Origin of the sequence: Streptomyces sp. P17 (assembly GCF_032436805.1) — a bacterium.
In the GTDB taxonomy this organism is placed as follows: Bacteria; Actinomycetota; Actinomycetes; order Streptomycetales; family Streptomycetaceae; genus Streptomyces.
Genome location: NZ_JAVRBF010000034.1, coordinates 69,118 through 94,233, shown reverse-complemented (window position 1 = coordinate 94,233; position 25,116 = coordinate 69,118). Strand labels below are relative to the sequence as shown.

24 protein-coding genes and 1 pseudogene are annotated in these 25,116 nt (G+C 72.1%); 19 read left to right on the top strand and 6 right to left on the bottom strand.

The window, feature by feature from the left end; genetic code table 11:
- From RMT89_RS22610 to RMT89_RS22590, 5 genes are all read left to right on the top strand, one after another.
- The coding region (locus RMT89_RS22610; RefSeq protein ID WP_315885578.1) for a hypothetical protein at nucleotides 1-228 on the top strand (228 nt) is incomplete at its 5' end.
- A gap of 353 nt (nucleotides 229-581) precedes the next feature.
- The gene (locus tag RMT89_RS22605) at nucleotides 582-857 is read left to right on the top strand and encodes a hypothetical protein (RefSeq protein WP_315885577.1); all 276 of its coding nucleotides are present in this window, start codon (nucleotides 582-584) and stop codon (nucleotides 855-857) included.
- A gap of 85 nt (nucleotides 858-942) precedes the next feature.
- Nucleotides 943-2,415: a DUF2252 domain-containing protein gene (locus RMT89_RS22600; protein ID WP_315885585.1), complete on the top strand. Its 1,473-nt coding sequence runs from the start codon at nucleotides 943-945 to the stop codon at nucleotides 2,413-2,415.
- Between the two features lie 70 nt (nucleotides 2,416-2,485).
- Nucleotides 2,486-3,325, top strand: coding sequence for a hypothetical protein (locus RMT89_RS22595; RefSeq protein ID WP_315885576.1), 840 nt, complete (start codon nucleotides 2,486-2,488; stop codon nucleotides 3,323-3,325).
- A 21-nt stretch (nucleotides 3,326-3,346) separates the two neighbouring features.
- Complete coding sequence (locus RMT89_RS22590) at nucleotides 3,347-3,676, top strand: rhodanese-like domain-containing protein (RefSeq protein ID WP_315885584.1); 330 nt, start codon at nucleotides 3,347-3,349, stop codon at nucleotides 3,674-3,676.
- 19 nt (nucleotides 3,677-3,695) lie between these two features.
- On the opposite strand, the gene RMT89_RS22585 is transcribed toward RMT89_RS22590, so the two are convergent.
- Nucleotides 3,696-4,829 (bottom strand): acyl-CoA dehydrogenase family protein, encoded by a 1,134-nt coding sequence (locus RMT89_RS22585; RefSeq protein ID WP_315885575.1) that lies wholly within the window; start codon nucleotides 4,827-4,829, stop codon nucleotides 3,696-3,698.
- Between the two features lie 204 nt (nucleotides 4,830-5,033).
- On the opposite strand from RMT89_RS22585, the gene RMT89_RS22580 reads away from it, so the two are divergent.
- The 3 genes from RMT89_RS22580 to RMT89_RS22570 are packed head-to-tail and all read left to right on the top strand — an operon-like array spanning nucleotide 5,034 to nucleotide 7,722.
- Nucleotides 5,034-5,741 carry a DUF5819 family protein gene (locus tag RMT89_RS22580; protein WP_315885574.1) on the top strand — a complete coding sequence of 236 codons (708 nt, stop codon included), beginning with the start codon at nucleotides 5,034-5,036 and terminating at the stop codon, nucleotides 5,739-5,741.
- Nucleotides 5,738-6,913, top strand: coding sequence for an HTTM domain-containing protein (locus RMT89_RS22575; protein WP_315885573.1), 1,176 nt, complete (start codon nucleotides 5,738-5,740; stop codon nucleotides 6,911-6,913). Before RMT89_RS22580 ends, RMT89_RS22575 begins: the two co-directional genes overlap by 4 nt.
- Nucleotides 6,910-7,722 (top strand): TrmH family RNA methyltransferase, encoded by an 813-nt coding sequence (locus RMT89_RS22570; RefSeq protein ID WP_315885572.1) that lies wholly within the window; start codon nucleotides 6,910-6,912, stop codon nucleotides 7,720-7,722. Before RMT89_RS22575 ends, RMT89_RS22570 begins: the two co-directional genes overlap by 4 nt.
- Here the strand turns inward: RMT89_RS22570 and paaN are convergent.
- Entirely contained in the window at nucleotides 7,661-9,352 is a 1,692-nt protein-coding gene (gene paaN / locus RMT89_RS22565) for a phenylacetic acid degradation protein PaaN (protein ID WP_315885571.1), read from the bottom strand. The genes RMT89_RS22570 and paaN overlap by 62 nt on opposite strands.
- A 159-nt stretch (nucleotides 9,353-9,511) precedes the next feature.
- Between paaN and RMT89_RS22560 the strand changes: the two genes are divergently transcribed.
- Nucleotides 9,512-11,029: a 3-hydroxyacyl-CoA dehydrogenase gene (locus RMT89_RS22560; protein WP_315885570.1), complete on the top strand. Its 1,518-nt coding sequence runs from the start codon at nucleotides 9,512-9,514 to the stop codon at nucleotides 11,027-11,029.
- Complete coding sequence (locus tag RMT89_RS22555; protein ID WP_315885569.1) at nucleotides 11,026-11,616, top strand: TetR/AcrR family transcriptional regulator; 591 nt, start codon at nucleotides 11,026-11,028, stop codon at nucleotides 11,614-11,616. Before RMT89_RS22560 ends, RMT89_RS22555 begins: the two co-directional genes overlap by 4 nt.
- Before the next feature lies 1 nt (nucleotide 11,617).
- Here RMT89_RS22555 and RMT89_RS22550 read toward each other — a convergent pair whose 3' ends face one another.
- Nucleotides 11,618-12,100, bottom strand: a complete 483-nt coding sequence (locus RMT89_RS22550; RefSeq protein WP_315885583.1) for an Lrp/AsnC family transcriptional regulator — start codon at nucleotides 12,098-12,100, stop codon at nucleotides 11,618-11,620.
- A 190-nt stretch (nucleotides 12,101-12,290) separates the two neighbouring features.
- On the opposite strand from RMT89_RS22550, the gene pdhA reads away from it, so the two are divergent.
- The 6 genes from pdhA to RMT89_RS22520 are packed head-to-tail and all read left to right on the top strand — an operon-like array spanning nucleotide 12,291 to nucleotide 19,145.
- Nucleotides 12,291-13,421: a pyruvate dehydrogenase (acetyl-transferring) E1 component subunit alpha gene (gene pdhA / locus RMT89_RS22545; protein ID WP_315885568.1), complete on the top strand. Its 1,131-nt coding sequence runs from the start codon at nucleotides 12,291-12,293 to the stop codon at nucleotides 13,419-13,421.
- Nucleotides 13,418-14,422 (top strand): alpha-ketoacid dehydrogenase subunit beta, encoded by a 1,005-nt coding sequence (locus tag RMT89_RS22540; protein WP_315885567.1) that lies wholly within the window; start codon nucleotides 13,418-13,420, stop codon nucleotides 14,420-14,422. The genes pdhA and RMT89_RS22540 overlap by 4 nt, the downstream gene beginning before the upstream one ends.
- Nucleotides 14,422-15,729 (top strand): dihydrolipoamide acetyltransferase family protein, encoded by a 1,308-nt coding sequence (locus RMT89_RS22535; RefSeq protein WP_315885566.1) that lies wholly within the window; start codon nucleotides 14,422-14,424, stop codon nucleotides 15,727-15,729. Before RMT89_RS22540 ends, RMT89_RS22535 begins: the two co-directional genes overlap by 1 nt.
- A gap of 55 nt (nucleotides 15,730-15,784) precedes the next feature.
- Entirely contained in the window at nucleotides 15,785-16,696 is a 912-nt protein-coding gene (locus tag RMT89_RS22530; protein ID WP_315885565.1) for an NTP transferase domain-containing protein, read from the top strand.
- A complete protein-coding gene (locus RMT89_RS22525) occupies nucleotides 16,693-18,051 on the top strand; it encodes a molybdopterin molybdotransferase MoeA (protein WP_315885564.1) in 1,359 nt (452 codons plus the stop codon). The genes RMT89_RS22530 and RMT89_RS22525 overlap by 4 nt, the downstream gene beginning before the upstream one ends.
- The gene (locus RMT89_RS22520) at nucleotides 18,048-19,145 is read left to right on the top strand and encodes a potassium channel family protein (protein ID WP_315885563.1); all 1,098 of its coding nucleotides are present in this window, start codon (nucleotides 18,048-18,050) and stop codon (nucleotides 19,143-19,145) included. Before RMT89_RS22525 ends, RMT89_RS22520 begins: the two co-directional genes overlap by 4 nt.
- Before the next feature lie 29 nt (nucleotides 19,146-19,174).
- Here the strand turns inward: RMT89_RS22520 and RMT89_RS46030 are convergent.
- Nucleotides 19,175-19,312: pseudogene (locus tag RMT89_RS46030) on the bottom strand (daunorubicin/doxorubicin resistance ABC transporter ATP-binding protein DrrA); the annotation flags it as partial.
- Nucleotides 19,313-19,494: 182 nt separating this feature from the next.
- On the opposite strand from RMT89_RS46030, the gene RMT89_RS22515 reads away from it, so the two are divergent.
- Nucleotides 19,495-20,475, top strand: coding sequence for an NAD(P)H-quinone oxidoreductase (locus RMT89_RS22515; RefSeq protein ID WP_315885562.1), 981 nt, complete (start codon nucleotides 19,495-19,497; stop codon nucleotides 20,473-20,475).
- A gap of 4 nt (nucleotides 20,476-20,479) precedes the next feature.
- Here RMT89_RS22515 and RMT89_RS22510 read toward each other — a convergent pair whose 3' ends face one another.
- Complete coding sequence (locus tag RMT89_RS22510) at nucleotides 20,480-20,875, bottom strand: hypothetical protein (protein ID WP_315885561.1); 396 nt, start codon at nucleotides 20,873-20,875, stop codon at nucleotides 20,480-20,482.
- Between the two features lie 143 nt (nucleotides 20,876-21,018).
- Here RMT89_RS22510 and RMT89_RS22505 point away from each other — a divergent pair, with 143 nt between their 5' ends.
- Complete coding sequence (locus RMT89_RS22505; protein WP_315885560.1) at nucleotides 21,019-21,561, top strand: bacterial proteasome activator family protein; 543 nt, start codon at nucleotides 21,019-21,021, stop codon at nucleotides 21,559-21,561.
- Nucleotides 21,562-21,606: 45 nt separating this feature from the next.
- On the opposite strand, the gene RMT89_RS22500 is transcribed toward RMT89_RS22505, so the two are convergent.
- Entirely contained in the window at nucleotides 21,607-23,211 is a 1,605-nt protein-coding gene (locus RMT89_RS22500; protein WP_315885559.1) for a protein kinase domain-containing protein, read from the bottom strand.
- Nucleotides 23,212-23,543: 332 nt separating this feature from the next.
- Here RMT89_RS22500 and RMT89_RS22495 point away from each other — a divergent pair, with 332 nt between their 5' ends.
- Nucleotides 23,544-25,115: a protein kinase domain-containing protein gene (locus RMT89_RS22495; protein ID WP_315885558.1), complete on the top strand. Its 1,572-nt coding sequence runs from the start codon at nucleotides 23,544-23,546 to the stop codon at nucleotides 25,113-25,115.
- The last annotated feature ends 1 nt before the right edge of the window (nucleotide 25,116 follow it).

Below are 25,116 nucleotides of genomic sequence, written 5' to 3'. Positions count from 1 at the left end.
ACCTGGGTCGGTAGCCGTCGCGGTCTTGGTGGCGGATCTGGGCTGGGAGTCGGATGCGGTCTTGGGCGCGGACCTGGGTCGGTAGCCGTCGCGGTCTTGGTGGCGGATCTGGGCTGGGAGTCGGATGCGGTCTTGGGCGCGGACCTGGACCGGGAGCCGGTCGCGGTCTTGGACGCGGACCTGGACCGGGAGCCGGTCGCGGTCTTGGTGCCGGATCTGGGCCGGTAGCCGGTCGCGGTCTTGGTGCCGGATCTGGGCTGGGAGTCGGATGCGGTCTTGGGCCTGGATCGGGAGGTGGTCGCGGTCTTGGGCCTGGATCGGGAGGTGGTCGCGGTCTTGGACCTGGACCGGGAGCGGGACGCGGCCTTGGGCCCGGGCGTGGAGTCGGTCGCGGTCTTGGACCCGGGCTGCCGGGAGCCGGACGCGGTCTTGGACCGGACCGGGAGCCGGACGCGGTCTTGGACCCGGACCCGGGCCGGGAGTTCGCCCCGGCCTCGGATCCGCCGGACAGCCCTCGGCGTGACCGGAGGCGTTGGCGGGGCCTTGAACGGTCCTTGACCGGTCTTCACCAGCCTGGGGGTATGAATCGCGAACCCGCCGGGGAACGGCGGCAGTTGCTCGACACCCTGCAGGGTCTGCTCGACGCCCTGCCCCGCCCCGCCGACGGGGCACCGCTCCAGGCCGAGGACGTGCTGGCGTACCTGGAGACCGGCCGGGGCAGGCACTCCGGCGCCGTGATCGCCCGCCCCGCGGCCATGCCCGACGGGGACGCGGCGGTGGAGGCGTCGCTGCGGCTGGTGATAGAGGCGTTCACGGCGTTCCTGAGCGCCGGGGGAGACCCGGCCGGACCCCGGTAGCGGGTTCGGGGTTTTCCACAGGCCCCGGGTTGTCCACAGGGACTGACGCGTTTCCGTCCCCCCGCTGTACCGTCGGCACGAGTTGATGTTCGTGCGGGCCGGAGACGGTCCGGGTACGGGGGAGGCGGTCGGTGTGAGCGACGTCGGAGCGCAGGAGACGACGAAGTCGGGCGAGCGGCGGCTGCCCCGGGTGCCCGGATTCGCCGAGTGGCCCGGCAACGGCACGCCGAAGCAGGAGGGCAAGGCCCTGCGGGACCGCGTTCCGCGCGGCACGCACGCCCTCCTCGACCTGGACCCCGACCGCCCCGACGCGCTGACGGCGGTGGAGGAGTCCAACCGCGGCCGGATCCCCGAGCTGAGGCCGATACGGGTGGGCCGCATGGCGGCGACCCCCTTCGCCTTCCTGCGCGGATCCGCCGGCCTGATGGCCCACGACCTCGCCCGTACCCCCATGACCCGCGTCCTCGCCCAGATCTGCGGCGACGCCCACACGGCGAACTTCGGTCTGTACGGCGACGCCCGCGGCGGCCTGGTCATCGACCTGAACGACTTCGACGAGACGCTCCTCGGACCGTGGGAGTGGGATCTGAAGCGGCTCGCGGCCTCGCTGGTGCTGGCGGGCCGGGAGGCGGGCGCGTCCGAGGACACGTGCCGCAAGGCGGCGCACGACGCGGTGGGCGCGTACCGGCGCACGATGCGGCTGCTCGCCAAGCTCCCGGTACTGGACGCGTGGAACGCCATCGCGGACGAGGAGCTGGTCTCCCACACCGACGCCCATGACCTGCTCGGCACACTGGAGCGGGTGGCCGAGAAGGCCCGCTCCAACACCAGCGGCCGGTTCGCGGCGAAGTCGACGGAGCCGACCGAGGACGGCGGCCGCCGCTTCGTGGCCACTCCGCCGGTCCTGAGCCGGACGCCGGACGAGGAGGCGGCGGCGGTGGCGGCGTCCCTGGAGGAGTACGTCACCACCCTCTCGGAGGACCGCCTCCCCCTGCTGGCCCGGCATGCGGTGCACGACGTCGCGTTCCGCGTGGTCGGCACCGGCAGCGTGGGCACCCGCTCCTACGTCGTCCTCCTCCTCGACCACCGAGGCGAACCCCTCGTCCTCCAGGTGAAGGAGGCCCGCCCCTCCGCCCTGCTCCCGCACCTGGCGACGGCCGGCTTCGAGACCCCGAAGGTGGAGCACGAGGGCCGCCGCGTGGTCCTCGGCCAGAAGCGTATGCAGGTGGTCAGCGACATCCTCCTCGGCTGGACGACGGTCGAGGGCCGCCCCTTCCAGGTACGCCAGTTCCGCAACCGCAAGGGCAGCGTGGATCCGGCCGCCCTCTCCCCCGACCAGCTGGACGACTACGGCCGCATGACCGGCGCCCTCCTCGCCCGAGCCCACGCCCACAGCGCCGACCCCCGCCTGATCGCGGGCTACTGCGGCAAGAACGAGGAACTGGACGAGGCGATGGCGACCTTCGCGGTCACGTACGCCGACCGCACGGAGGCGGACCACGCGGACCTGGTGACAGCGATACGGGCGGGGAGGATCGCGGCGGAGACGGGTGTGTGAGATACGCCGGCCTCCACGCGCACATCGGCGAGCCGACCGGCGTCATCGACCCGTGGCCTAGTCTGGTCGGGTGAGCACCCCGGAAGCTGAGCAGTCCCAGCCCGACGAGGAGACCGCGCCCCGGCCCGAGGAGCGGCTGGAGCGGGCCGTTCGGGCTGCCGAGCAGGCGTTGATCGAGTACGAGATCGCCGTGGAGACCTTCCGCGTCGAGGTCGAGAACTTCTCGCGGCTGCACCACCAGAAGCTCGGCCCGATGTACGCCCGCCTCGACGAGCTGGAAGCCCGGATCGCCGAGGCAAAGGCCGAGCGCTCCGGTGATCCGGAGGATGTGCGCAAGGCGCAGGAGGCCCGCGCCCGGGTCATGCCGATGCCGGGCGTCGAGGAGTTGTTCCACGGCTGGATGGACGGCGAGGGTCTGTTCCCGGAGGCGTCCGCGATGCTCACGGACCAGCCGGTACGGCCCCCGCAGCGGGTGCGCCCCAGCGAGGAGGCCCGCAAGCTCTACCGCGAGCTCGCCCGCAAGGCCCACCCGGACCTGGCCCAGGAGGACGGGGAGCGAGCGCGTCGGGAGGAGTTCATCACCAGGGTGAACGCCGCGTACGCCCGCGGCGACGAGGCCCTTCTGCGGGAACTGGCCGAGGAGTGGGCCGCGGGTCCGGTCCCGAAGGAGCGGCAGCCGAGCCCGGCCGAGGAGCTCTACGCCCGCCTGGAGTGGCTCTCCCAGCGCAAGGAGCTCCTCACCGTCGTCGTACGGGAGCTGGAGGAGAGCGCGATCGGCTCCATGCTCCGCCTGGCCCCGGACGACCCCGACAAGCTGCTGGAGGAGATCGCCGAGCAGCTGCTGTCGGACGTGTCGGCACGCGAGGCGGAACTGGCGGAACTGCTCTCCCCGCCCTCCGGTAGCGTCTGAGCCATGCATTTCGGATCAGGCGTGCCCACGGTCGAGGTCATGGACCTCAAGGACGGCGACTTCCTCCTGGACGTCCGCGAGGACGACGAATGGCAGGCGGGCCATGCCGAAGGAGCACTGCACATCCCCATCAGCGAGTTCGTCGCCCGCTACGGCGAGCTGACCGAGGCCGCCCCGCAGGACGGCCGGGTCAACGTGATCTGCCGTTCCGGAGCCCGTTCCGCCCAGGTCGCGATGTACCTCGTCCAGCAGGGCATCGACGCGGTGAACGTCGACGGCGGCATGCAGGTGTGGGCGGCGGCGGGCCGACCGGTCGTGACCGACGACGGCAAGCAGGGTTTCGTCCTGTAAGTCACGTAAGTCACGTAGATCACGCAAGGGGATGCGCGGCCAGCAAGTCCCCCAGCGCCTCCTCGTGCGCCGCCGCGGGCCCGAGCGACAGCTCCAGCTGCTTGGCCCACGCGTGATACCGGTGCAGCGGATAGTCGACGTCCGCCCCGAACCCCCCGTGCAGATGCTGCGCCGTCTGCACGATCCGCCGTACCCCCTCCGAGGCCCAGATCTTGGCCACGGCGACATCGCCGGCGACCGGCAGCGCCCCCGGCGCCTGCGCGGCGATCCGCCAGGCGGCCTGCCACAGCGTGGCCTCCATCGCCCGTAGGTCGATGTACCGGTCGGCGGCCTGCACGGCGACCGCCTGGAAGGTGGCGAGCGGATGCCCGAACTGCTCCCGCTTGCCCGTGTACTCGCTGGTCATCCGCAGGACGCGGGTACCGAGACCGAGCGCCAGCGCACACGTCCCGACTGTCAGCAGCTCCCGCAACCGCTCCCAGGCCCCCTCCGCCTCCACCACATCCCGCTCCGCGAGCCGCACGGAGTCAAGACAAAGCTCCCCGAGCCGCTCCCCGCTGGTGGAGTACTGCTCGGCCAGCCCCACCCCGGCATGCCCGCGCGGCACCACCGCGAGGACCGTCCGACCGGCCTCCGCGCCCGCCGGGACGACAATGAGATCGGCGTCGTACGCCCACGGCACCGCCGTCTGCGTACCGTCGAGCACCCACTGCGCGCCCTCCCGCCGCGCGCTCACCGCGAGCTCCGCCGGATCGTGCCCGGTGCGCCCGTGCGCGGCGGCGGTGAGCACGACGTCGCCCCGCCCGGCCCGCGCCAGGACGTCGGACCGCAGCTCCTGACCGCCGTAGGCCTGGACGACGGCCAGTGCGGCGCTGTGCTCCAGCAGCGGCACCCGCGCCAGCACCCCCGCCGCCTCCCGCAGTACGAGACACAGCGCCACGGCGTCGAGCCCCGCCCCGCCGTGCTCCTCGGCGAGCAGCAGGCTCAGCAGATCGGCGTCGGCGAGCCGGGCCCACAGCGCGCGGTCGAAGTCCTCGGCCACCGCGCCCGCGGTGAGCGCGGGACTCGGCACGGCATCCGGCGCGACCCCGGCGAACACCCCCCGCGCCGCCTCGGCCGCCGCCTGCTGCTCCTCGGTGAAGGAAAAGTCCACGGTCCCTGCCCTCCCGCGCACACGGAGATCTGACGGTGCGTCAAGATAGAACAGGTTCTAGCAGAAGGGAACGGCACGGACAGGCCGCCTGCCGAGCGCTCGGCAGACGTGACCTCCTCGTGAGCCGGGCGCCGTAAGGTGTCACCCCGAAGCGGGGCCGCCGGGGCAGGCCCTGCCGGGGACCGGAATCGAAAGCGGGGCGGAATGAACGCGTACGACACAGCGGGCGACGCCCGCCACGGGCCGCAGCCCGCGCCCGCGCCCCGCGTCGGTGTGGCCGCCCTCTCGCTGCGCTACCAGATCGCCGCCGCCCTCGCCCTCGCGGTCGTCGCGGTCGCCGTCTGTGTCCACATGGGCATGGTCTTCCTGCATGTCGCGCCCTCGAACACGGTAAGCAAGCGGCAGGGCTCGGCCATCGACGACTGGATCTATCCGGAGTTCGAGCAGAACTGGAAGCTCTTCGCGCCGAACCCGCTCCAGCAGAACATCGCCGTCCAGGTCCGCGCCGAGATCCGCGAGCCGGACGGCGGCATGCGCACGACCGGCTGGTACGACCTGTCCGCCCAGGACGGCCGGGACATCGACGGCAATCTGCTGCCGAGCCACACCCAGCAGAACGAACTGCGCAGGGCCTGGGACTTCCTCGTCGCCACCCACGACAACGACAACCGTCCGGTCGGCCTGCGCGGCGACCTGGCCGAGTCGTATCTGCGCCGGATCGTCGTCCTGCGCCTGGACCGCGAGGACGCCGCGGGACCCGGCGGTGTCGTGGAGCGCGTCCAGCTGCGCTCGCAGACCACCAATGTGCGCCCGCCCGAGTGGAGCGACGAGCAGGTGCCGGACAAGCCGGTATACCGGGAGCTGCCCTGGTGGGAGGTCCCCGAGGACGAGGCCGAGGGGGACCTGGCATGAACCGCTTCGCCCTGTGCCTCTCGGCCGGCATCGCCCGGGTCACCGAGTCCGCCCTCGGCCCGTACCAGACAGCCGTGATCCGTATCGGCTTCGCCGCGACCTGGCTGCTCTTCCTGCTGCGCGAGCTGCCTCAGCGCCATGAGCTGTACGGTCCCGACGGCCCCTGGAGCTTCGACCTCGCCCAGCAGCTGATCGGCACGAACGGCGCCTTCACGGCCCTGATCTGGTCCGACGGCCACCTCTGGTTCGAGGCGGTCTACGCCCTCGCCGTCCTCTTCGCCGTGCTGCTCCTGCTCGGCTGGCGGACCCGCACGATGTCCGTCCTGTTCATGGTCGGCGTGCTGTCCCTCCAGAACCGCTCCATCTTCATGGGCGACGGCGGCGACAACGTCCTCCACCTGATGTCGATCTACCTGGTCTTCACTCGCTGCGGCCAGGTCTGGTCCCTGGACGCGCGCAGGACGCAGCGGAAACAGGAACGGGATCGGGTCGGGCCGGCCCTGTGGACCGTGCTCGGTCTGATCCTGGTCGCGGCCACGCTCGCGGGCCGGCTCGACGGCGACCTGACGGTCCCCCTGATCCTGTGGACCGTATGGATCGCCCAGGCCGTCCGGTGGGTCGTGGAACGCCGTGCCCGGACCGCTCAGCCGCGCATCCTGCTCGATGTGATCGCGAACATCGTGCACAACGGCGCCCTGCTCGTGATCATGGCCGAGGCCTGTCTGATCTACGCCACCGCCGGCTGGTACAAGATCCAGGGCTCCCGCTGGCAGGACGGCACCGCCGTCTACTACCCGCTGCACCTGGACTACTTCTCCCCCTGGCCCGCGCTCGCCGACGTCCTCTCGGCCAGCGGGACCATGGTGATGCTGGTGACGTACGGGACGGTCCTGGTCCAGGTCGCCTTCCCGTTCGCGCTGTTCAACCGGCGGGTCAAGAACGTCCTGCTGGCCGCCATGATGTTCGAGCACGCGGTGATCGCGGTCGTCCTCGGCCTGCCGTTCTTCTCCCTGGCGATGATCGCGGCGGACGCGGTCTTCCTGCCGACGGCCTTCCTGCGCCGCCTCGGCGCCTGGGCGGCACGGGCACGGCCGAGCAGAAACCGCGCCGCGCTCCCCGAGCCCCGCAGCCCGGAGAACCCCGAGCAGGCCCACGTAGGCTCCCCGTCATGACCACCCCCGTCACCACCTGGCACCGCCTCGCCGACACCGCCGTACTGCTCGACGGCTTCCACGCCCTCAAGCACGCGGCGCGCTTCGGAGCGCAGATCCCGGTGGCGGTGGCGGTGGACCGGCAGGCGGCCCTCACCCTGGCCGACGAGCTGGCCCCGGACGTACGGGAAACACTGGACGCCCTCCTGGCCGAGGTCCCGGAGGAGACGTACCGATCCCTGGTCCCGCGCCCGCACCCCACAGCGGTGGCGGCCCTGGCGGTACGGCCGTCCCGCGCGAGCAACCTGGAGCTGCTGGCCCGCGCCCCGCGCACCGCCCCGGTGGTGCTCCTCGACCACCCCCGCAACCTCGGCAACGCGGGCGCGGTGATCCGCCTGGCGGCCGGCTTCGGCGCGACGGGCGTGATCACCACCGGCACGCTGGACCCCTGGCACCCCACGGTCGTCCGAGGAGGCGCGGGCCTGCACTTCGCGACGGCGGTGGAACGCCTCACGGTCGAGGAACTCCCCGAGGGCCCGTTGTTCGCCCTGGACCCCGAGGGCGACGACATCCGGGGCATGAAGCTCCCGGATGACGCCGTCCTGGCCTTCGGCTCGGAGCGCAGCGGCCTGTCAGCGGAGGTACGCGCGCGTGCGGACCACCTGCTGTCCCTGCCGATGCGCCCCCAGGTGTCGAGCTACAACCTGGCGACGAGCGTGGGAATGACGCTGTACCACTGGAGCGCGTTCAGAGGCGTTCAGGCTGCGTTCAGGCCTCCCGCCGCACCTCGACCACGCGGAAGCGGTTCGCCACGAACGCCCCGTCCGTGAGAGCGGAGTTGGCGGCAGGATTGCCGCCGGAGCCGTGGAAGTCGGAGAACGCGGCCGTCTGGTTGACGTACACCCCACCCGTCAGGTTCAGCGACAACTGGGCCGCCTCCTCCAGGCAGGCCTCCCGCACCGCTTCCTCGACCTCCGGGTCGACGGTGTACGCCCCGACGGTCATCGCCCCCTTCTCCCGGACCGTCCGCCGCAGCAACTCCACGGCGTCACCCGCGGAGTCCACAGCCACCGCGAAGGACACCGGCCCGAAGCACTCGCTCATGTACGCGGCCTCGTCGTCCGGCTTGGCCCCGTCCAGCTTGACGACGACCGGCGTCCGCACGACCGCCTCCGGGAAGTCCGGGTTGCTGATCTCCCGGGAGGCGAGGGCGACTTCGCCGAGCCCCGCCGCGGCCTCCAGGCGTGCCTTGACGTCCGGGTTCACGATCGCGCCGAGCAGCGCGTTCGCACGGGCGTCGTCACCGAGGAGCCCGTCCACCGACCTCGCCAGATCCGCCACGACCTCGTCGAACGTCCGCGGGCCCTCCTCCGTGCGGATCCCGTCCCGGGGGATCAGCAGGTTCTGCGGCGTCGTGCACATCTGCCCGCTGTACAGCGACAACGAGAACGCCAGGTTGGACAGCATCCCCTTGTAGTTGTCGGTGGACTCCACGAGCACCGTGTTGACGCCGGCCTTCTCCGTGTAGACCTGCGCCTGGCGGGCGTTGGTCTCCAGCCAGTCGCCGAAGGAGGTCGAGCCGGTGTAGTCGATGATCCGGATCTCGGGCCGCACGGCGAGGGTCTTGGCGATGCCCTCACCGGGCCGCTCCGCGGCGAGCGCGACGAGGTTCGGGTCGAATCCGGCCTCGGCCAGCACCTGGCGCGCGACCTGGACCGTCAGTGCGAGCGGCAGCACCGCGCGGGGGTGGGGCTTCACCAGCACGGCGTTGCCCGTGGCGAGGGAGGCGAAGAGACCCGGGTAGCCGTTCCAGGTCGGGAAGGTGTTGCAGCCGATCATCAGCGCGATCCCGCGCGGCACCGGCGTGAACGCCTTGGTCATGGCCAGTGGGTCCTTCTTGCCCTGCGGCTTGGTCCACTCCGCGGTGTCGGGGGTGCGGACCTGCTCCACGTACGCGTACGCCACCGCCTCAAGCCCGCGGTCCTGCGCGTGCGGGCCGCCCGCCTGGAACGCCATCATGAACGCCTGTCCGGAGGTGTGCATGACCGCGTGCGCGAACTCGTGCGTCCGGTCGCTGATCCGCTTGAGGATCTCCAGGCAGACCACCGCGCGGATCTCCGCGCCCGCGTCCCGCCAGGCGCGCTGTCCGGCCTTCATGGCGGGCAGCAGCACGTCCACGTCGGCGTGCGGGTACTCCACGCCCAGCGCGAGGCCGTACGGGGAGACCTCGCCGCCCACCCAGTCGTCGGTGCCGGGCTGGCCGAGGTCGAGGCGGGTGCCGAGGAGGGCGTCGAAGGCGGCCTTGCCCGCGGCCATGTCCAGGCTGCCGTTCTCGCCGTAGGCCTTGGGGTGCTCGGGGTGCGGGGACCAGTACGCGCGTGTACGGATCGCTTCGAGCGCCTGGTCGAGGGTGGGCCGGTGCTTGGCGATCAGGTCGTGAGGGGTGAGGGCGGCGGCCATGCGGGACCAACTCCTTGTGTCAGGAACTCCTCGTCGAGTTCATGACTCGGCAGAAACATGGGCAGGAACAGCCAGTCAGAGTTAGAGTAACCGAACGATCGGTCGGTTCAAGGGGGTCCGCCGCATCTGTGGAAAACCCCGTGCGGGAGGATCGCGCACATGACAGCACTCGACCTCAGCAGCCCCGTGGCCGTCGTCGGCACCGGCACCATGGGCCAGGGCATCGCCCAGGTCGCGCTGGTCGCCGGCCACCCCGTACGCCTGTACGACGCCGCGCCCGGAAAGGCCGCGGAAGCGGCCGCCGCGATCGGCGCCCGCCTCGACCGGCTCGTCGAGAAGGACCGCCTCACCGACACCGACCGGGACGCGGCGCGCGCCCGGCTGCTGCCCGCCGAGCACCTCACCGACCTCGCCGACTGCGCCCTGGTCGTCGAGGCCGTCCTGGAGCGCCTCGACGTCAAGCAGGAGCTCTTCCGGGCGCTGGAGGACGTCGTCTCCGAGGACTGCCTGCTCGCCACCAACACCTCGTCGCTGTCCGTCACCGCCATCGGCGGCGCCCTCGCGAACCCCGGCCGCTTCGTGGGCCTGCACTTCTTCAACCCGGCCCCGCTGCTGCCGCTGGTCGAGGTCGTCTCCGGGTTCGCCACCGACGTCACCTCGGCCACGCGCGCGTACGAGACGGCACGCGCGTGGGGCAAGACGCCGGTCGCCTGCGCCGACACCCCCGGCTTCATCGTCAACCGCATCGCGCGGCCCTTCTACGCCGAGGCCTTCGCCGTCTACGAGGCCCAGGGCGCGGACCCGGCCACCATCGACGCCGTCCTGCGCGAGTGCGGCGGCTTCAGGATGGGCGCCTTCGAACTCACCGACCTCATCGGGCAGGACGTCAACGAGTCCGTCACCCACTCGGTGTGGCAGTCCTTCTTCCAGGACGTCCGCTTCACGCCCTCGCTCGCCCAGCGCCGCCTCGTCGAGTCAGGCCGCCTCGGCCGCAAGAGCGGGCACGGCTGGTACGACTACGCCGAGGGTGCCGAGCGCTCCGAACCGCACACCGCGGAGCGGGAACGCCCGCCCGCCTACGTCGTCGCCGAGGGCGATCTGGGCCCGGCCGCCGAACTGCTCACGCTGCTGCGCGAGGCGGGCATCTCGGTGCGCGAGGAGGACGAGGACCACGGCACGCGGCTGGTGCTGCCGTCCGGCGGCCAGCTGGCGCTCGCCGACGGGCAGACGTCGGTGGAGTTCCGGGACGTCGTCTACTTCGACCTCGCGCTCGACTACCGCCGCGCCACCCGGATCGCCCTGTCCGCCTCCCAGGACACCTCCCCGGCGACCCTCGCCGAGGCCATCGGCCTGTTCCAGGCGCTCGGCAAGGACGTCAGCGTCATCGGCGACGTGCCCGGCATGATCGTCGCCCGTACGGTCGCCCGGATCGTCGACCTGGCCCATGACGCGGTCGCCAAGGGCGTGGCCACCGAGGAGGACGTCGACACGGCCATGCGCCTCGGCGTCAACTACCCCCTCGGCCCCTTCGAGTGGAGCCGCCGGCTCGGCCGGAACTGGGCCTACGCCCTCCTCGACGACCTCCATCTGCGCGACCCCTCCGGGCGGTACGCGCCCTCCCTCGCGCTGTACCGGCACGCGTACGCCACGGACAAGCGGGAGGGCAGCGGCTCATGACGACCGCCAAGCGCGACACGTACACCCCCGAGACGCTGCTGACGGTCGCCGTCCAGGTCTTCAACGAGCGCGGCTACGACGGCACTTCCATGGAGCATCTCTCGCGCGCCGCCGGCATCTCCAAGTCGTCGATCTACCACCACGTCACCGGCAAGGAGGAACTGCTGCGCCGGGCCGTGAGCCGGGCGCTGGACGGCCTCTTCGGGATCCTCGACGAGGAGCCCGCGCGCGTGGGTCGCGCCTCGGAGCGTCTGGAGCATGTCGTACGGCGCATGGTCGAGGTGCTGATAGCCGAGCTGCCGTATGTGACGCTGCTGCTGCGGGTGCGCGGCAACACCGGCACCGAGCGGTGGGCGCTGGAGCGGCGCCGCGACTTCGACCACAAGGTCGCCGAGCTGCTGAAGGCGGCGGCCGCCGACGGGGACGTCCGCGGCGATGTGGAGGTGCGGCTCGCCACCCGGCTCGTCTTCGGGATGATCAACTCGATCGTGGAGTGGTACCGCCCGGACAGCCGGGGCATGGACGAGCGCGAGGTCGCCGACGCCGTCGTGCAGGTCGTCTTCGGCGGGCTGCGCAGGGCCGCCTGAGTCAGCCCTGCGGCTCCAGGTCCTCCTCCTCGAAGACCAGCAGGGTGCGCGTGCTGAGCACCTCGGGGATGGCCTGGAGCCGGGTGAGCACCAGTTCGCGCAGCGCCCGGTTGTCGGGCGTGTGCACCAGCAGCAGGACGTCGAAGTCGCCGCCCACCAGCGCGATGTGCGAGGCCCCGGGCAACTCCCTGAGCTGCTCGCGCACCGTGCGCCAGCTGTTCTGCACGATCTTCAACGTGATGTACGCCGACGTCCCGTGCCCGGCGCGTTCATGGTCGACGCGGGCCCCGAACCCCCGGATGACACCGTCCTCGATGAGGCGGTTGATGCGCGCGTAGGCGTTGGCGCGCGAGACATGGACCCGCTCGGCGACGGACCGTATCGAGGCGCGGCCGTCCGCCTGGAGCATCTGCAGGATGTCCTGATCGATGGCGTCGAGGGGACGCGGCGGCGACAGGGCGCCGCCCTCGGGGCCTTCGGCCATTTGTTCAGGTGCCATGTCCCCCCGCCTTGCTGTCGTGGACGTACTGCGTTCATTCCAGGCTGTGGAGAACCGTTTGTCCACAGCCTGGAGGGGCCTGTAGCCAAAATGTGCCAGCGACCGAACAATCGGTAGGTGAGGCGGGTCACAGCCGACACGCCTCCCGTAGCCGCTCCCACGAGGAGGTGCCGTCATGACGGTCATGGAGCAGCGGGGCGCGTACCGGCCATCGCCGCCGCCCGCCTGGCAGCCCCGTACCGACCCCGCGCCGCTGCTGCCCGACGCGGAGCCCTACCGCGTCCTCGGCACGGAAGCGGCAGCCAAGGCCGACCCCGGCCTGCTGCGCCGCCTCTACGCCGAGCTGGTGCGCGGCCGTCGGTACAACGCCCAGGCCACCGCCCTGACCAAGCAGGGCCGTCTCGCCGTCTACCCGTCCACCACCGGCCAGGAGGCCTGCGAGGTCGCCGCCGCGCTCGCCCTGGAGGAGCGCGACTGGCTCTTCCCGAGCTACCGCGACACCCTCGCGGCCGTCGCCCGCGGTGTGGACCCCGTCCAGGCACTCACCCTGCTGCGCGGCGACTGGCACACCGGCTACGACCCGCGCGAGCACCGCGTCGCCCCCCTGTGCACGCCGCTCGCCACCCAGCTTCCGCACGCCGTCGGACTCGCCCACGCCGCCCGCCTCAAGGGCGACGACGTGGTCGCGCTCGCCCTGGTCGGCGACGGCGGCAGCAGCGAGGGCGACTTCCACGAGGCGCTGAACTTCGCCGCCGTCTGGCAGGCGCCGGTCGTCTTCCTGGTCCAGAACAACGGCTTCGCGATCTCCGTCCCGCTCGCCAAGCAGACCGCGGCCCCGTCGCTGGCCCACAAGGCCGTCGGCTACGGCATGCCCGGCCGCCTGGTCGACGGCAACGACGCCGCCGCCGTGCACGAGGTGCTCACCGACGCCGTACGCCACGCGCGTGCGGGCGGCGGTCCCACCCTCATCGAGGCGATCACCTACCGGATCGACGCCCACACCAACGCCGACGACGCCACCCGCTACCGCGGCGACGCCGAGGTCGAGACCTGGCGCGGACACGACCCGATCGCCCTGCTGGAGCACGAGCTCACCGAGCGCGGCCTGCTCGACGAGGCCGGCAAGCAGGCCGCGAAGGACGCCGCCGAGGCGATGGCCGCGGACCTGCGCGAGCGCATGAACCAGGACCCGGTGCTCGACCCCATGGACCTGTTCGCCCATGTGTACGCCGAGCCCACCCAGCAACTGCGCGAACAGCAGACCCAGTTGCGGTCCGAGCTGGACGCCGAGGGGGACCCGCGATGACCACCGTCGCCCTCAAGCCCGCCACCATGGCGCAGGCCCTCACGCGCGCGTTGCGCGACGCCATGGCGGACGACCCGTCCGTGCACGTGATGGGCGAGGACGTCGGCACCCTCGGCGGTGTCTTCCGGGTCACCGACGGACTCGCCAAGGAGTTCGGCGAGGACCGCTGCACCGACACCCCGCTCGCCGAGGCCGGCATCCTCGGCACCGCCGTCGGCATGGCGATGTACGGACTGCGCCCGGTCGTGGAGATGCAGTTCGACGCCTTCGCCTACCCGGCGTTCGAGCAGCTGATCAGCCATGTCTCCCGGATGCGCAACCGCACCCGCGGCACCATGCCCCTGCCCATCACCATCCGTGTCCCCTACGGCGGCGGCATCGGCGGCGTCGAGCACCACAGCGACTCCTCCGAGGCGTACTACATGGCGACCCCGGGCCTCCATGTCGTCACCCCCGCCACCGTCGCCGACGCCTACGGTCTGCTGCGCGCCTCCATCGCCTCCGACGACCCGGTCGTCTTCCTGGAGCCCAAGCGGCTGTACTGGTCGAAGGACTCCTGGAACCCGGAGGACCCGCAGAGCGTTGAACCGATCGGCCGCGCGGTGGTGCGGCGCTCGGGCCGGAGCGCCACGCTGATCACGTACGGCCCGTCCGTGCCCGTCTGCCTCGAAGCCGCCGAGGCGGCCCGCGAGGAGGGGTGGGACCTGGAAGTCGTCGACCTGCGCTCACTGGTGCCGTTCGACGACGAGACGGTCTGCGCCTCGGTACGGCGGACCGGGCGAGCGGTCGTCGTGCACGAGTCGGGCGGGTTCGGCGGCCCGGGAGGGGAGATCGCGGCCCGCGTCACGGAGCGCTGCTTCCACCATCTGGAGGCGCCGGTGCTCCGGGTGGCCGGGTTCGACATCCCCTACCCGCCGCCGATGCTGGAGCGTCACCACCTGCCCGGCGTGGACCGGATCCTGGACGCCGTGGGGCGTCTGCAATGGGAGGCCGAGAGCTGATGGCACAGGTGCTGGAGTTCAAGCTCCCCGATCTCGGGGAGGGGCTCACCGGGGCGGAGATCGTGCGCTGGCTGGTCCAGGTCGGCGATGTCGTCGCCGTCGACCAGCCGGTCGTCGAGGTCGAGACCGCGAAGGCGATGGTCGACGTCCCCTGCCCCTACGCCGGCGTGGTCACCGCCCGCTTCGGCGAGGAGGGCACGGAGCTTCCCGTGGGGGCGCCGCTGATCACGGTCGCCGTGGGCGCGCCGTCCTCCGGCGACGGTGACACCGAGGGGTCGGGCAACGTCCTGGTCGGTTACGGCACGTCGGAGGCGCCGGCGCGGCGCAGGCGGGTACGGCAGGCCCAGCCGTCGGCCAACGGCACGGCTCCCGCGCCCGAGGTGCCCGAGGTGCCCGAGGGGCCGGTCCCCGTGATCTCCCCCCTCGTCCGCCGTCTCGCCCGCGAGAACGGCCTCGACCTCCGGGAGCTCACCGGCTCCGGGCCCGAGGGACTGATCCTGCGCGCCGACGTGGAGTACGCCCTGCGTGCTGCCGCCGCCGCACAGGGGCGTACAGCCGCGGCGCCCGCCCCACCAGCCCCCGCGGTCTCTGTCACCCCCTCCGCCCCCGTCACCCCCGGAGGGACCCGCACCCCCCTCAAGGGCGTCCGCGGTGCCGTGGCGGACAAGCTCTCCCGCAGTCGGCGGGAGATCCCCGACGCGACCTGCTGGGTGGACGCCGACGCCACCGAGCTGATGCGCGCCCGTACCGCGATGAACGCCGCGGGCGGCCCGAAGATCTCCCTCCTGGCGCTGCTGGCCCGCATCTGCACCGCCGCCCTCGCCCGGTTCCCCGAGCTCAACTCCAGCGTGGACCTGGAGGCCAGGGAGGTCGTCCAGTACGACCACATCCACCTCGGCTTCGCCGCGCAGACCGAGCGGGGCCTGGTCGTCCCGGTCGTCCGGGACGCCCACGCGCGGGACGCGGAATCGCTCACCGCGGAGTTCGCCCGGCTCACCGAGTCGGCCCGCACCGGCGTCCTGACACCGGCGGAACTCACCGGCGGCACCTTCACGCTGAACAACTACGGCGTGTTCGGAGTCGACGGCTCCACCCCGATCATCAACCACCCCGAGGCCGCGATGCTCGGCGTCGGCCGCATCATCCCCAAGCCGTGGGTGCACGAGGGCGAGCTGGCGGTGCGCCAGGTCGTGCAGCTCTCGCTCACCTTCGACCACCGGGTCTGCGACGGCGGCACGGCGGGCGGCTTCCTGCGCCATGTCGCGGACTGCGTGGAACAGCCGGCGGTGCTGCTGCGCACACTGTGACGGCCCGGCCGCCCCGACCGTTCCCTGTGATCGCCGGGACACGCATACTCAGGGGGTGACCGCGTACGAGCCCCCGGGCGGCCCGGGAACCGAGGCGTACGACGCCGTCGTGCTCGCCGGGGGCGCAGCCCGGCGGCTCGGCGGCGCCGACAAGCCCGGCATCGGTGTCGGCGGGCGCCCGCTGCTCGACCGGGTGCTCGCCGCCTGCGCCGACGCGCGCACCACCGTCGTCGTCGCCGGCCCCAGGGACACCGCCCGCCCGGTGACCTGGGCCCGCGAGGAGCCACCCGGCGGCGGCCCGCTCGCCGCCCTCGACGCGGGCCTGCGGCTCACCACCGCGGACCGGGTCGTGCTGCTCTCCGCCGACCTGCCGTTCCTCGATCCGGCCACCGTCCGGCAGCTCCTGGCCGTGCTGCGGGACGGCTCCGAGGACGGCGTGCTGCTCACCGACGCCGAAGGCCGCGACCAGCCCCTCGTCGCCGCGTACCGCGCGCCGGTGCTGCGCGAGGGCCTCGCGGCGCTCGACAAGGAGCACGGCGGCCTCACCGGCCTGCCGCTGCGCCGGCTCACCGCCGGGCTCCGCCTCAGCCGCGTCCCCGGACCCGTCGCGTCCTTCGACTGCGACACCTGGGACGACATCGCCACCGCCAGGGCACGTATCAGGGAGCATGGGCACGTGTTGGATGAATGGATTTCCGCAGTCAAGGACGAACTGGGCATCGACCTCGACGTCGACACCAAGGTCCTGCTGGACCTCGCCCGTGACGCCGCCCACGGCGTCGCGCGGCCCGCGGCCCCGCTGACCACCTTCCTCGTCGGCTACGCGGCGGCCCAGGCCCAGGGCGGCCCCGAGGCGGTCGCCGAGGCCGCCCGCAAGGCCGCGGACCTCGCCGCGCGCTGGGCCCGGGAGGAGAGCCCGAGCGCCGCCGCGGACGCGGAGCCCAACGCCACCCCGGACGCCGGATGACCGCCCGCAGCGTCCGGGACGACCAGGACGCCGAGGACCTCGACGTCGAGGAGGTGCTCGCGCTCGTGAAGGAGAACCCGCCCCCCGGCGACCACACACCCGCGCCGATCCACCGTCCCGACCCCTCACAGCGGCACCGGACCGAGCACCACCGGGCCACCCCCTGGCCCGAGGCCCGCACCATCGCGGCCCGCGCGGGCCGGCAGCGCGGAGCCCGCCGCACCCCCGTCTCCGTGCCCCTCGAAGAGTCGCTCGGCCTCACCCTCGCCGCCCCCCTCACCGCCCTCACCGATCTGCCCTCCTTCGACACCTCCGCGATGGACGGCTGGGCGGTCGCCGGACCCGGCCCCTGGGCCGTACGGGAGACCGGCGTCCTGGCCGGGCACGCCGAACCCGCGCCGCTCACCGACGGCGAGGCGGTCCGCATCGCCACCGGCGCCCGGATCCCCCTGGACACCACCGCCGTCCTGCGCAGCGAGCACGGCCGCACCGACGACAAGGGCCGGCTGCACAGCACCCGCGCCTTCCAGCACGGCCAGGACATCCGCCCCCGCGGCCAGGAGTGCCGCTCCGGCGACCAACTGCTCCCCGTAGGCACCCTGGTGACCCCTGCCGTCCTGGGCCTCGCCGCCGCCGCGGGCTACGACACCGTCACCGGCGTACCCCGGCCGCGCGTCGACGTACTCGTCCTGGGTGACGAGTTGCTCACCGAGGGACGGCCCCACGACGGGCTGATCCGGGACGCGCTCGGCCCGATGCTGCCGCCCTGGCTGCGGGCGCTGGGCGCGGAGGTCACCACCGTGCGCCGGCTCGGCGACGACGGCGACGCGCTCCACAAGGCCATCGCCTACTCCGAGGCCGACCTGATCGTCACCACCGGCGGGACCGCCTCCGGACCCGTGGACCATGTCCATCCCACCCTGCGCCGCCTCGACGCCGAACTCCTGGTCAACGGCGTCAAGGTGCGCCCGGGCCACCCCATGCTGCTGGCCCGCACCAAGGAGAACCAGCACCTGGTCGGCCTGCCCGGCAATCCCCTCGCGGCCGTCTCCGGCCTGCTGACGCTCGCCGAGCCCCTGCTGCGCACCCTCGCGGCCCGCCCCGCCGCCGAGCCGTACACGCTGCCCTTGCGGGACGCGACGCACGGGCATCCGTACGACACCCGGCTCATCCCCGTGGTGCTGCGCGGTGACTGCGCGGTGCCGCTGCACTACAACGGCCCGGCGATGCTGCGGGGCATCGCGGCCGCCGACGCCCTGGCCGTCGTACCGCCGGGCGGGACCGAGGCCGGTCAAGAGGCGGAACTGCTGGAGCTGCCCTGGGCGTCCTCAGGGATCGGGGTGTGTTTCACGTGAAACTTCCGGGCCACGACGTCATCGCGCGCCAGCCGGACGAACGTGTGGTGACTCATCGGGTGAAGCTGCCGAGGAAGGTGGTGGAGCACCCGTTCCGCCAGGTCGCCAAGCGGGTGATCATGGCGCTGTCCTTGCTGGTGGGGACCGCGCTCATCGTCTACGCCGACCGCGACGGCTACAACGACAGCTCCGACGGCTCCGTGGACCTGCTCGATGCCTTCTACTACGCGACCGTCAGCCTCTCCACCACCGGATACGGCGACATCACCCCGGTCAGTGACGCCGCCCGGCTCACCAACATCTTCGTCATCACGCCGATGCGAGTGCTGTTCCTGATCATCCTGGTCGGCACCACGCTGGAGGTCCTCACCGAGCGCACCCGGGAGGAATGGCGTCTGAACCGCTGGAGGTCCACCTTGCGTGACCACACCGTCGTCGTCGGCTTCGGCACCAAGGGGCGCTCGGCGATCCAGACCGTCTGTGCGACGGGTCTGAAGAAGGAACAGGTCATCGTGGTCGACCCCAGCAGCAAGGTGATCGACGCCGCGACCGCCGAGGGCTACGCGGGCATCGTGGGCGACGCCACCCGCAGCGATGTGCTGAGGCGGGCCGAGGTGCACAAGGCCCGGAAGGTCATCATCGCCACCCAGCGCGACGACACCGCCGTCCTGGTGACGCTGACGGCCCGCCAGCTCAACCGCGGGGCGAAGATCGTGGCAGCGGTCCGCGAGGAGGAGAACGCCCCGCTGCTGAAGCAGTCCGGCGCGGACGCGGTCATCACCAGCGCCAGCGCGGCCGGCCGGCTGCTCGGTCTGTCGGTGCTCAGCCCCGCCGCCGGCATGGTGATGGAGGACCTGATCCAGCAGGGCAGCGGGCTCGACATCGTCGAACGGCCGGTCATAAAGGCCGAGGTGGGCAAGGGTCCCAGGGAGACGGCCGACCTGGTGGTGAGCGTCGTACGCGGGCACCGGGTGCTCGGCTACGACGACGCGGACGTCGGCACGCTCCAGCCGACGGACCGGCTGATCACCATCGTGCGGGCGACGCCGGGCACGCAGGTCGCGCCCGACGTCCGCCCGATCCCGCAGGACTGACCCTCACTTGCGGTTGTACAGCCGCATCGTGCGCCGTTCGGGCCGAGGACGCCATGGACCGTGCCGGCCGGGACCGACAGATCGACGCCGTCGACGGCCCTGGTGTCGCCGAACGTCTTCACCAGGCCCGCGGTCTCGATGGCCAGGGCTGACGTGTGCTGGCTCATGGCGGGATGTCCTTCCGCGTACTTCGGTCTTCCGCGTCTTCGGTCTTCCGCGTACTTGGGTTACGCATGGGGAGACCTTTACCGTCGCCCGAACTCATCGGTCGCGCACACGGATTTCTCAGCAGACCGGTCCAAGGACGGAGCCGGGATGGGACCGTGGACCGAGGGGTAGCGTCGGCTCCATGCATGCGATCACGATTGACGAACCCGGTGGGCCCGAGGCGCTGGTCTGGGCCGAGGTGCCGGATCCGGTGCCCGCAGAGGGCGAGGTCCTGGTCGAGGTGGCGGCGAGCGCCGTGAACCGGGCCGACATTCTGCAGCGGCAGGGCTTCTACAACCCGCCGCCCGGCGCGTCCCCCTACCCGGGCCTGGAGTGCTCCGGGCGGATCGCCGCGATCGGCCCCGGTGTCTCCGGCTGGGCCGTCGGCGACGAGGCGTGCGCCCTGCTCGCGGGCGGCGGATACGCCGAGAAGGTCGTCGTCCCGGCGGGACAGCTGCTGCCCGTACCCAAGGGTGTCGGCCTGGTGCGGGCGGCGGCGCTGCCCGAGGTGGTGTGCACGGTCTGGTCGAACGTCTTCATGATCGCCCACCTGCGCCCGGGCGAGACGCTGCTGGTGCACGGCGGCTCCAGCGGCATCGGCACCATGGCGATCCAGCTCGCCAAGGCCGTCGGCGCGAAGGTCGCGGTCACGGCCGGCACGCGGGAGAAGCTGGACCGGTGCGCGGAGCTGGGTGCGGACATCCTGGTCAACTACAAGGAGCAGGACTTCGTCGAGGAGGTCAAGAACGCGACGGACGGCGCGGGCGCCGACGTCATCCTCGACAACATGGGCGCCAAGTACCTGGACCGCAATGTCCGGGCCCTCGCGGTCAACGGCCGCCTCGCGATCATCGGCATGCAGGGCGGCATCAAGGGCGAGCTGAACATCGCCACGCTCCTGAACAAGCGCGCCGCGGTCAGCGCGACCTCGCTGCGGGCCCGCCCGCTGACCGAGAAGACGGCGATCGTCGCGGCCGTACGCGAGCATGTGTGGCCGCTGCTGGACGGCGGGCATGTGCGTCCGGTGGTCGACCGGGAGGTCCCGATGCGGGACGCGGCCGCCGCGCACCGGATCGTGGAGGAGAGCGGGCACGTCGGAAAGGTGCTGCTCGTGACGGAGTGACGGATCAGCCCGTACGCCGCAGCCGCAGGCCCACGAAGGCCAGCCCCAGGCCGAGCCCGATGAGCATCAGCCCGCTCCCCAGCGGCAGCACCTGATGAAGGACGGGCTTGGCCCGCACGTCCTGTCCTGCGGGCACAGGCGGGTCGACGGCCTCGGTCACCGCCGTGGGGGAGGGCTCGGCCACGGGCGCCTCCTCCTCGGCCTCGGGCACCTGCTCCTCCTGCCGCCCGGGCCGCTCCCGACCCTCCCCGGCCACGCTCCCGGCCCGGGAGGGCGAGGCGGAGGCCGACGAGGAAGCCGACGGCGAGCCCTCCTCGCCGTACGCCACCCCGCACCCCCAGCCCGCCGCGAGGACGACGGTCAGTCCCGTCGCCCGCACTGTCCGCAGCCATGGAGTCACGGCACCAGCCTCACACCGCCGGGCAGGTCCGGCATTCCGGACACCTCCACCGGGTGACGGAAAGTCCGCGCACGTAAACGGTGGATCACCTGTCGCGGGGGGCACCACGCTGATGAGATGTACGGGTGCGAGAGAATGGCGGCATGGAGATGCCGAGGAACGAAAGGTCGCCGGAGAACCCGCAGATCCTGGTCGTGGGCCAGGACGGCATGGCGCTCAGCGGTGGCAACGCGGACGAGGACTCCCGCGAGATTCCGGTGACGGAGCAGGTGGAGCAGCCGGCGAAGGTCATGCGGATCGGCAGCATGATCAAGCAGCTGCTGGAGGAGGTGCGCGCGGCCCCCCTCGACGAGGCCAGCCGGGTCCGGCTCAAGGAGATCCACGCCAGTTCGGTGAAGGAGCTGGAGGACGGCCTGGCCCCCGAGCTCGTCGAGGAACTGGAGCGCCTGTCCCTGCCCTTCACCGATGAGGCGACCCCGTCCGACGCGGAACTGCGCATCGCGCAGGCCCAGTTGGTCGGCTGGCTGGAGGGCCTCTTCCACGGCATCCAGACCACCCTGTTCGCCCAGCAGATGGCGGCCCGGGCTCAGCTGGAACAGATGCGCCGCGCCCTCCCCCCGGGCGTCGGCCAGGACGGCGAGGAGCCCCACCACCCGGGCGGCCGCTCGGGCGGGCCATACCTGTAGACAGCAGAAGGGCCCGGCCGGCTCCGGCCGGGCCCTTCGCCATGACTACGCCGGGTTGCCCGTGGAGACGTTGAGCGAGATCTTCGGCGGGTTCTCCGGGTCGATGTCGGTCCCCGCTGCCGGGAACTGCTCCATCACCGTGTCCTGGCCGAAGGTGTTCTCGTCCACGTCCTTGCGCTCGACCTGCCATCCGGCGGCCCGGGCGCAGGCGCGCACCGAGTCGTAGTTCTTGTAGGCGAAGTTCGGCATCTCCACCATGTCGGGGTCGTTGTACGACTCCACAGGCTCGGTGCACTTCTCGGTCTCGATGACCTTCGTCTTGTCCGGGCCGCGGTGGCCCTCCACCACGGAGGGCGACTTGCTGGAGCCGGCCGACGGGTCGTCGTCGGTGCCGCCCCCGTTCAGCGTCAGCGCCGCGATCAGACCGCCGACCGCGAGCACGGAGACCACGATCGCGCCGATGATCACCGGCTTGTTGCTCCTGCGCCCGCCCCCGGAACCGGACGAGGCCGGGTGCGGGGTGATGTTGTACGGCGGCGGAGTCGCTCCGTATCCGCCGGGCGCCGGCGTCTGGTAGCCGGGCTGCTGCGGGTAGCCGTAGGAAGGAGCCGGCGTCGGGGCCGGAGTGCCGTACGGGTTCGGCTGGTACGGCGTCTGGACCGGGCCCGTGGGCGCCGGGGTCGACTGGTCGACCGGCGGGAAGACGGCGGAGCCGACGCCCGCGCCGCTGGAGGTCTGCGCGCCCGGCACGATGTTCGGCGCGGCGGCCTGGAAGGAGGACGCCACCCGCAGGCACTCGTCGCGCATGGCCTCGGCGCTCGGGAAGCGCTCGTTCGGGTTCTTCCGCAGCGCGCGGGCGACCAGCGCGTCCACCGCGGGCGGCAGCGAGCGGTTGACGGAGGAGGGCGCCACCGGCTCCTCCTGCACATGCGCGTACGCGATGGCCAGCGGCGAGTCGGCCTCGAACGGCAGCCGCCCGGTGACCAGCTGGAACAGCATGATGCCGACCGAGTAGAGGTCGGAGCGCGCGTCCACGCCCCGGCCGAGCGCCTGCTCGGGAGACAGGTACTGCGGGGTGCCGACCACCATGCCGGTCTGCGTCATCGAGGTGACGCCCGACTGCATGGCCCGCGCGATGCCGAAGTCCATGACCTTGACCACGCCACGCTTGGTCATCATCACGTTGCCCGGCTTGATGTCCCGGTGGACCAGCCCCATCTCATGGCTGATCTCCAGCGCCGCCAGCACATCCGCGGTGATCTTCAGCGCCTTGTCGGCGGGCATCGCGCCGTACTGCCGTACGTCCTCGTCGAGCACCGAGCCCAGCGGGCGGCCCTCGATGTACTCCATGACGATGTACGGCGTCGTCATTCCGTCGACATCGTCCTCGCCGGTGTCGAAGACCGAGACGATGTTGGTGTGCGTGAGCTTGGCCACGGCCTGGGCCTCGCGGCGGAAGCGCTCGCGGAAGGCCTGCTCGCGGCCGAGGTCGGTGTGGAGTGTCTTGACCGCGACCTGACGGTCCAGCACGGCGTCGTAGGCGAGGTGCACCGAGGCCATGCCGCCCTCACCCAGCAGGTCGCGCAGCTGATAACGGCCACCGCCGAGCGCCCGCCCCGCATACCGGCCGTGTGCGGCGTCCTGGCTCATGTCTCTGTGTCCCCCATAGCCTTTCAGGCGCCGACTGTCGTTGATCCAAAGTGCTATTCCCGGCCAAGTCTGCCCCAGGGCACTGACACGTCAAGCTCGGTGCCCGTTCCGTGACCGTACGCGAAAGAAGAGTCGCGCAAGCGTTACAGGCGCCCTACGGCCGGTACACAGAATTTGCACGACGGACCGGCTTGCGGGTTTCATGGCCGGTCCGTCCCGGACCGGCCGCGGGTCCCATCCCGGACCGGCGGCTTGCGCGGAGGCTGTAGCGTGGCCGACGGAGACCGTAACAACACCGCGCGCACCGCGGGCAGAAACGACGGCGAGGACTGATGGCACAGCAGCAGCGCGCTCAGGGCCCGTCCGACCCCGAGGCGACTGGCGGCGGTATGTCGGATGCGCCGGAGCTGTGGGGTAACGGCGGGCTGGTCGGGGACGGCCGGTATCGGCTCACCCGCAGACTCGGCCGGGGCGGCATGGCCGAGGTGTTCGCGGCCGAGGACGTACGTCTGGGACGTACCGTCGCGGTCAAGCTGCTGCGCGCCGATCTTGCCGAGGACCCGGTCTCCAAGGCGCGTTTCACCCGCGAAGCGCAGTCGGTGGCCGGTCTCAACCACCATGCGATCGTCGCCGTGTACGACTCCGGTGAAGATTTCGTGGGCGGCCAGAGCGTGCCGTACATCGTCATGGAGCTGGTCGAGGGCCGCACCATCCGCGACCTTCTCATCAACGCCGAGGCGCCCGGGCCCGAGCAGGCGCTGATCATCGTCTCCGGGGTGCTGGAGGCGCTCGCCTACTCGCACCAGCACGGCATCGTGCACCGCGACATCAAGCCGGCGAACGTCATCATCACCAACAACGGCGCCGTCAAGGTGATGGACTTCGGCATCGCCCGCGCCCTGCACGGCGCGTCCACGACGATGACCCAGACCGGCATGGTCATGGGCACGCCCCAGTACCTGTCGCCCGAGCAGGCGCTCGGCAAGGCGGTCGACCACCGCTCCGACCTGTACGCGACGGGCTGCCTCCTCTACGAACTCCTCGCGCTGCGGCCCCCGTTCACCGGTGAGACCCCGCTGTCGGTGGTCTACCAGCACGTCCAGGACATCCCGACGCCCCCGTCGGAGGCCTCCGACGCCTCGCCGCCGGAGCTGGACGGCCTGGTCATGCGCTCCCTCGCCAAGGAGCCGGACGACCGTTTCCAGACCGCCGAGGAGATGCGCGGCCTGGTCCAGTACGGCCTGCAGATGCTGTACGACCAGGGCGGCCACACCGGCACCTGGAACACCGGGCCGGTCGACACGCACGACGGCCGGCACACCCCCTCGGCGGGCTTCGCGCAGACCGCGGTGATGGGTCACCCCGGCGCCGACGCCTCCGGTACCTCGCAGATCCCGCAGCCGATCCTGGCCGGCGGCCGCTACGGCGGCGGGGACGACGGAGGCTTCGAGGGGCACGGCAACAAGGGCAGCGGCCGCGGCAAGCTGTGGATCCTCGCCGTGCTCGCGGTGATCGCCATCGCGGCGGGCGTCGCCCTCGCGCTGAACGGCGGCGACGGCAAGAACCCCGGCACGGACACCACGAAGTCGCCGAGCGTCTCGCAGTCCAAGGACGACGAGACGGCCAGCGAGACGCCGAGCGACGACGCGACCGAGGGCCCCACCGACACGGCCACGGAGGACAACAGCGGCACGGACGGCGGCTCGGGCTGGACGCAGGCGCCCTCGCCGACGTACTCGCCGTCCGAGACGGCCACCAGCGAGTCGCCGGAGCCGACGGACACGGCGACCGAGCCGACCGAGCCGACTGACGACCCGACCGGGACGGAGACCGAGCCGGCCGATCCGACGGGTGATCCGACGGGCGGCACGGTCGAGGGCCCCACGGGCGGCCTGGAGGGCTGAC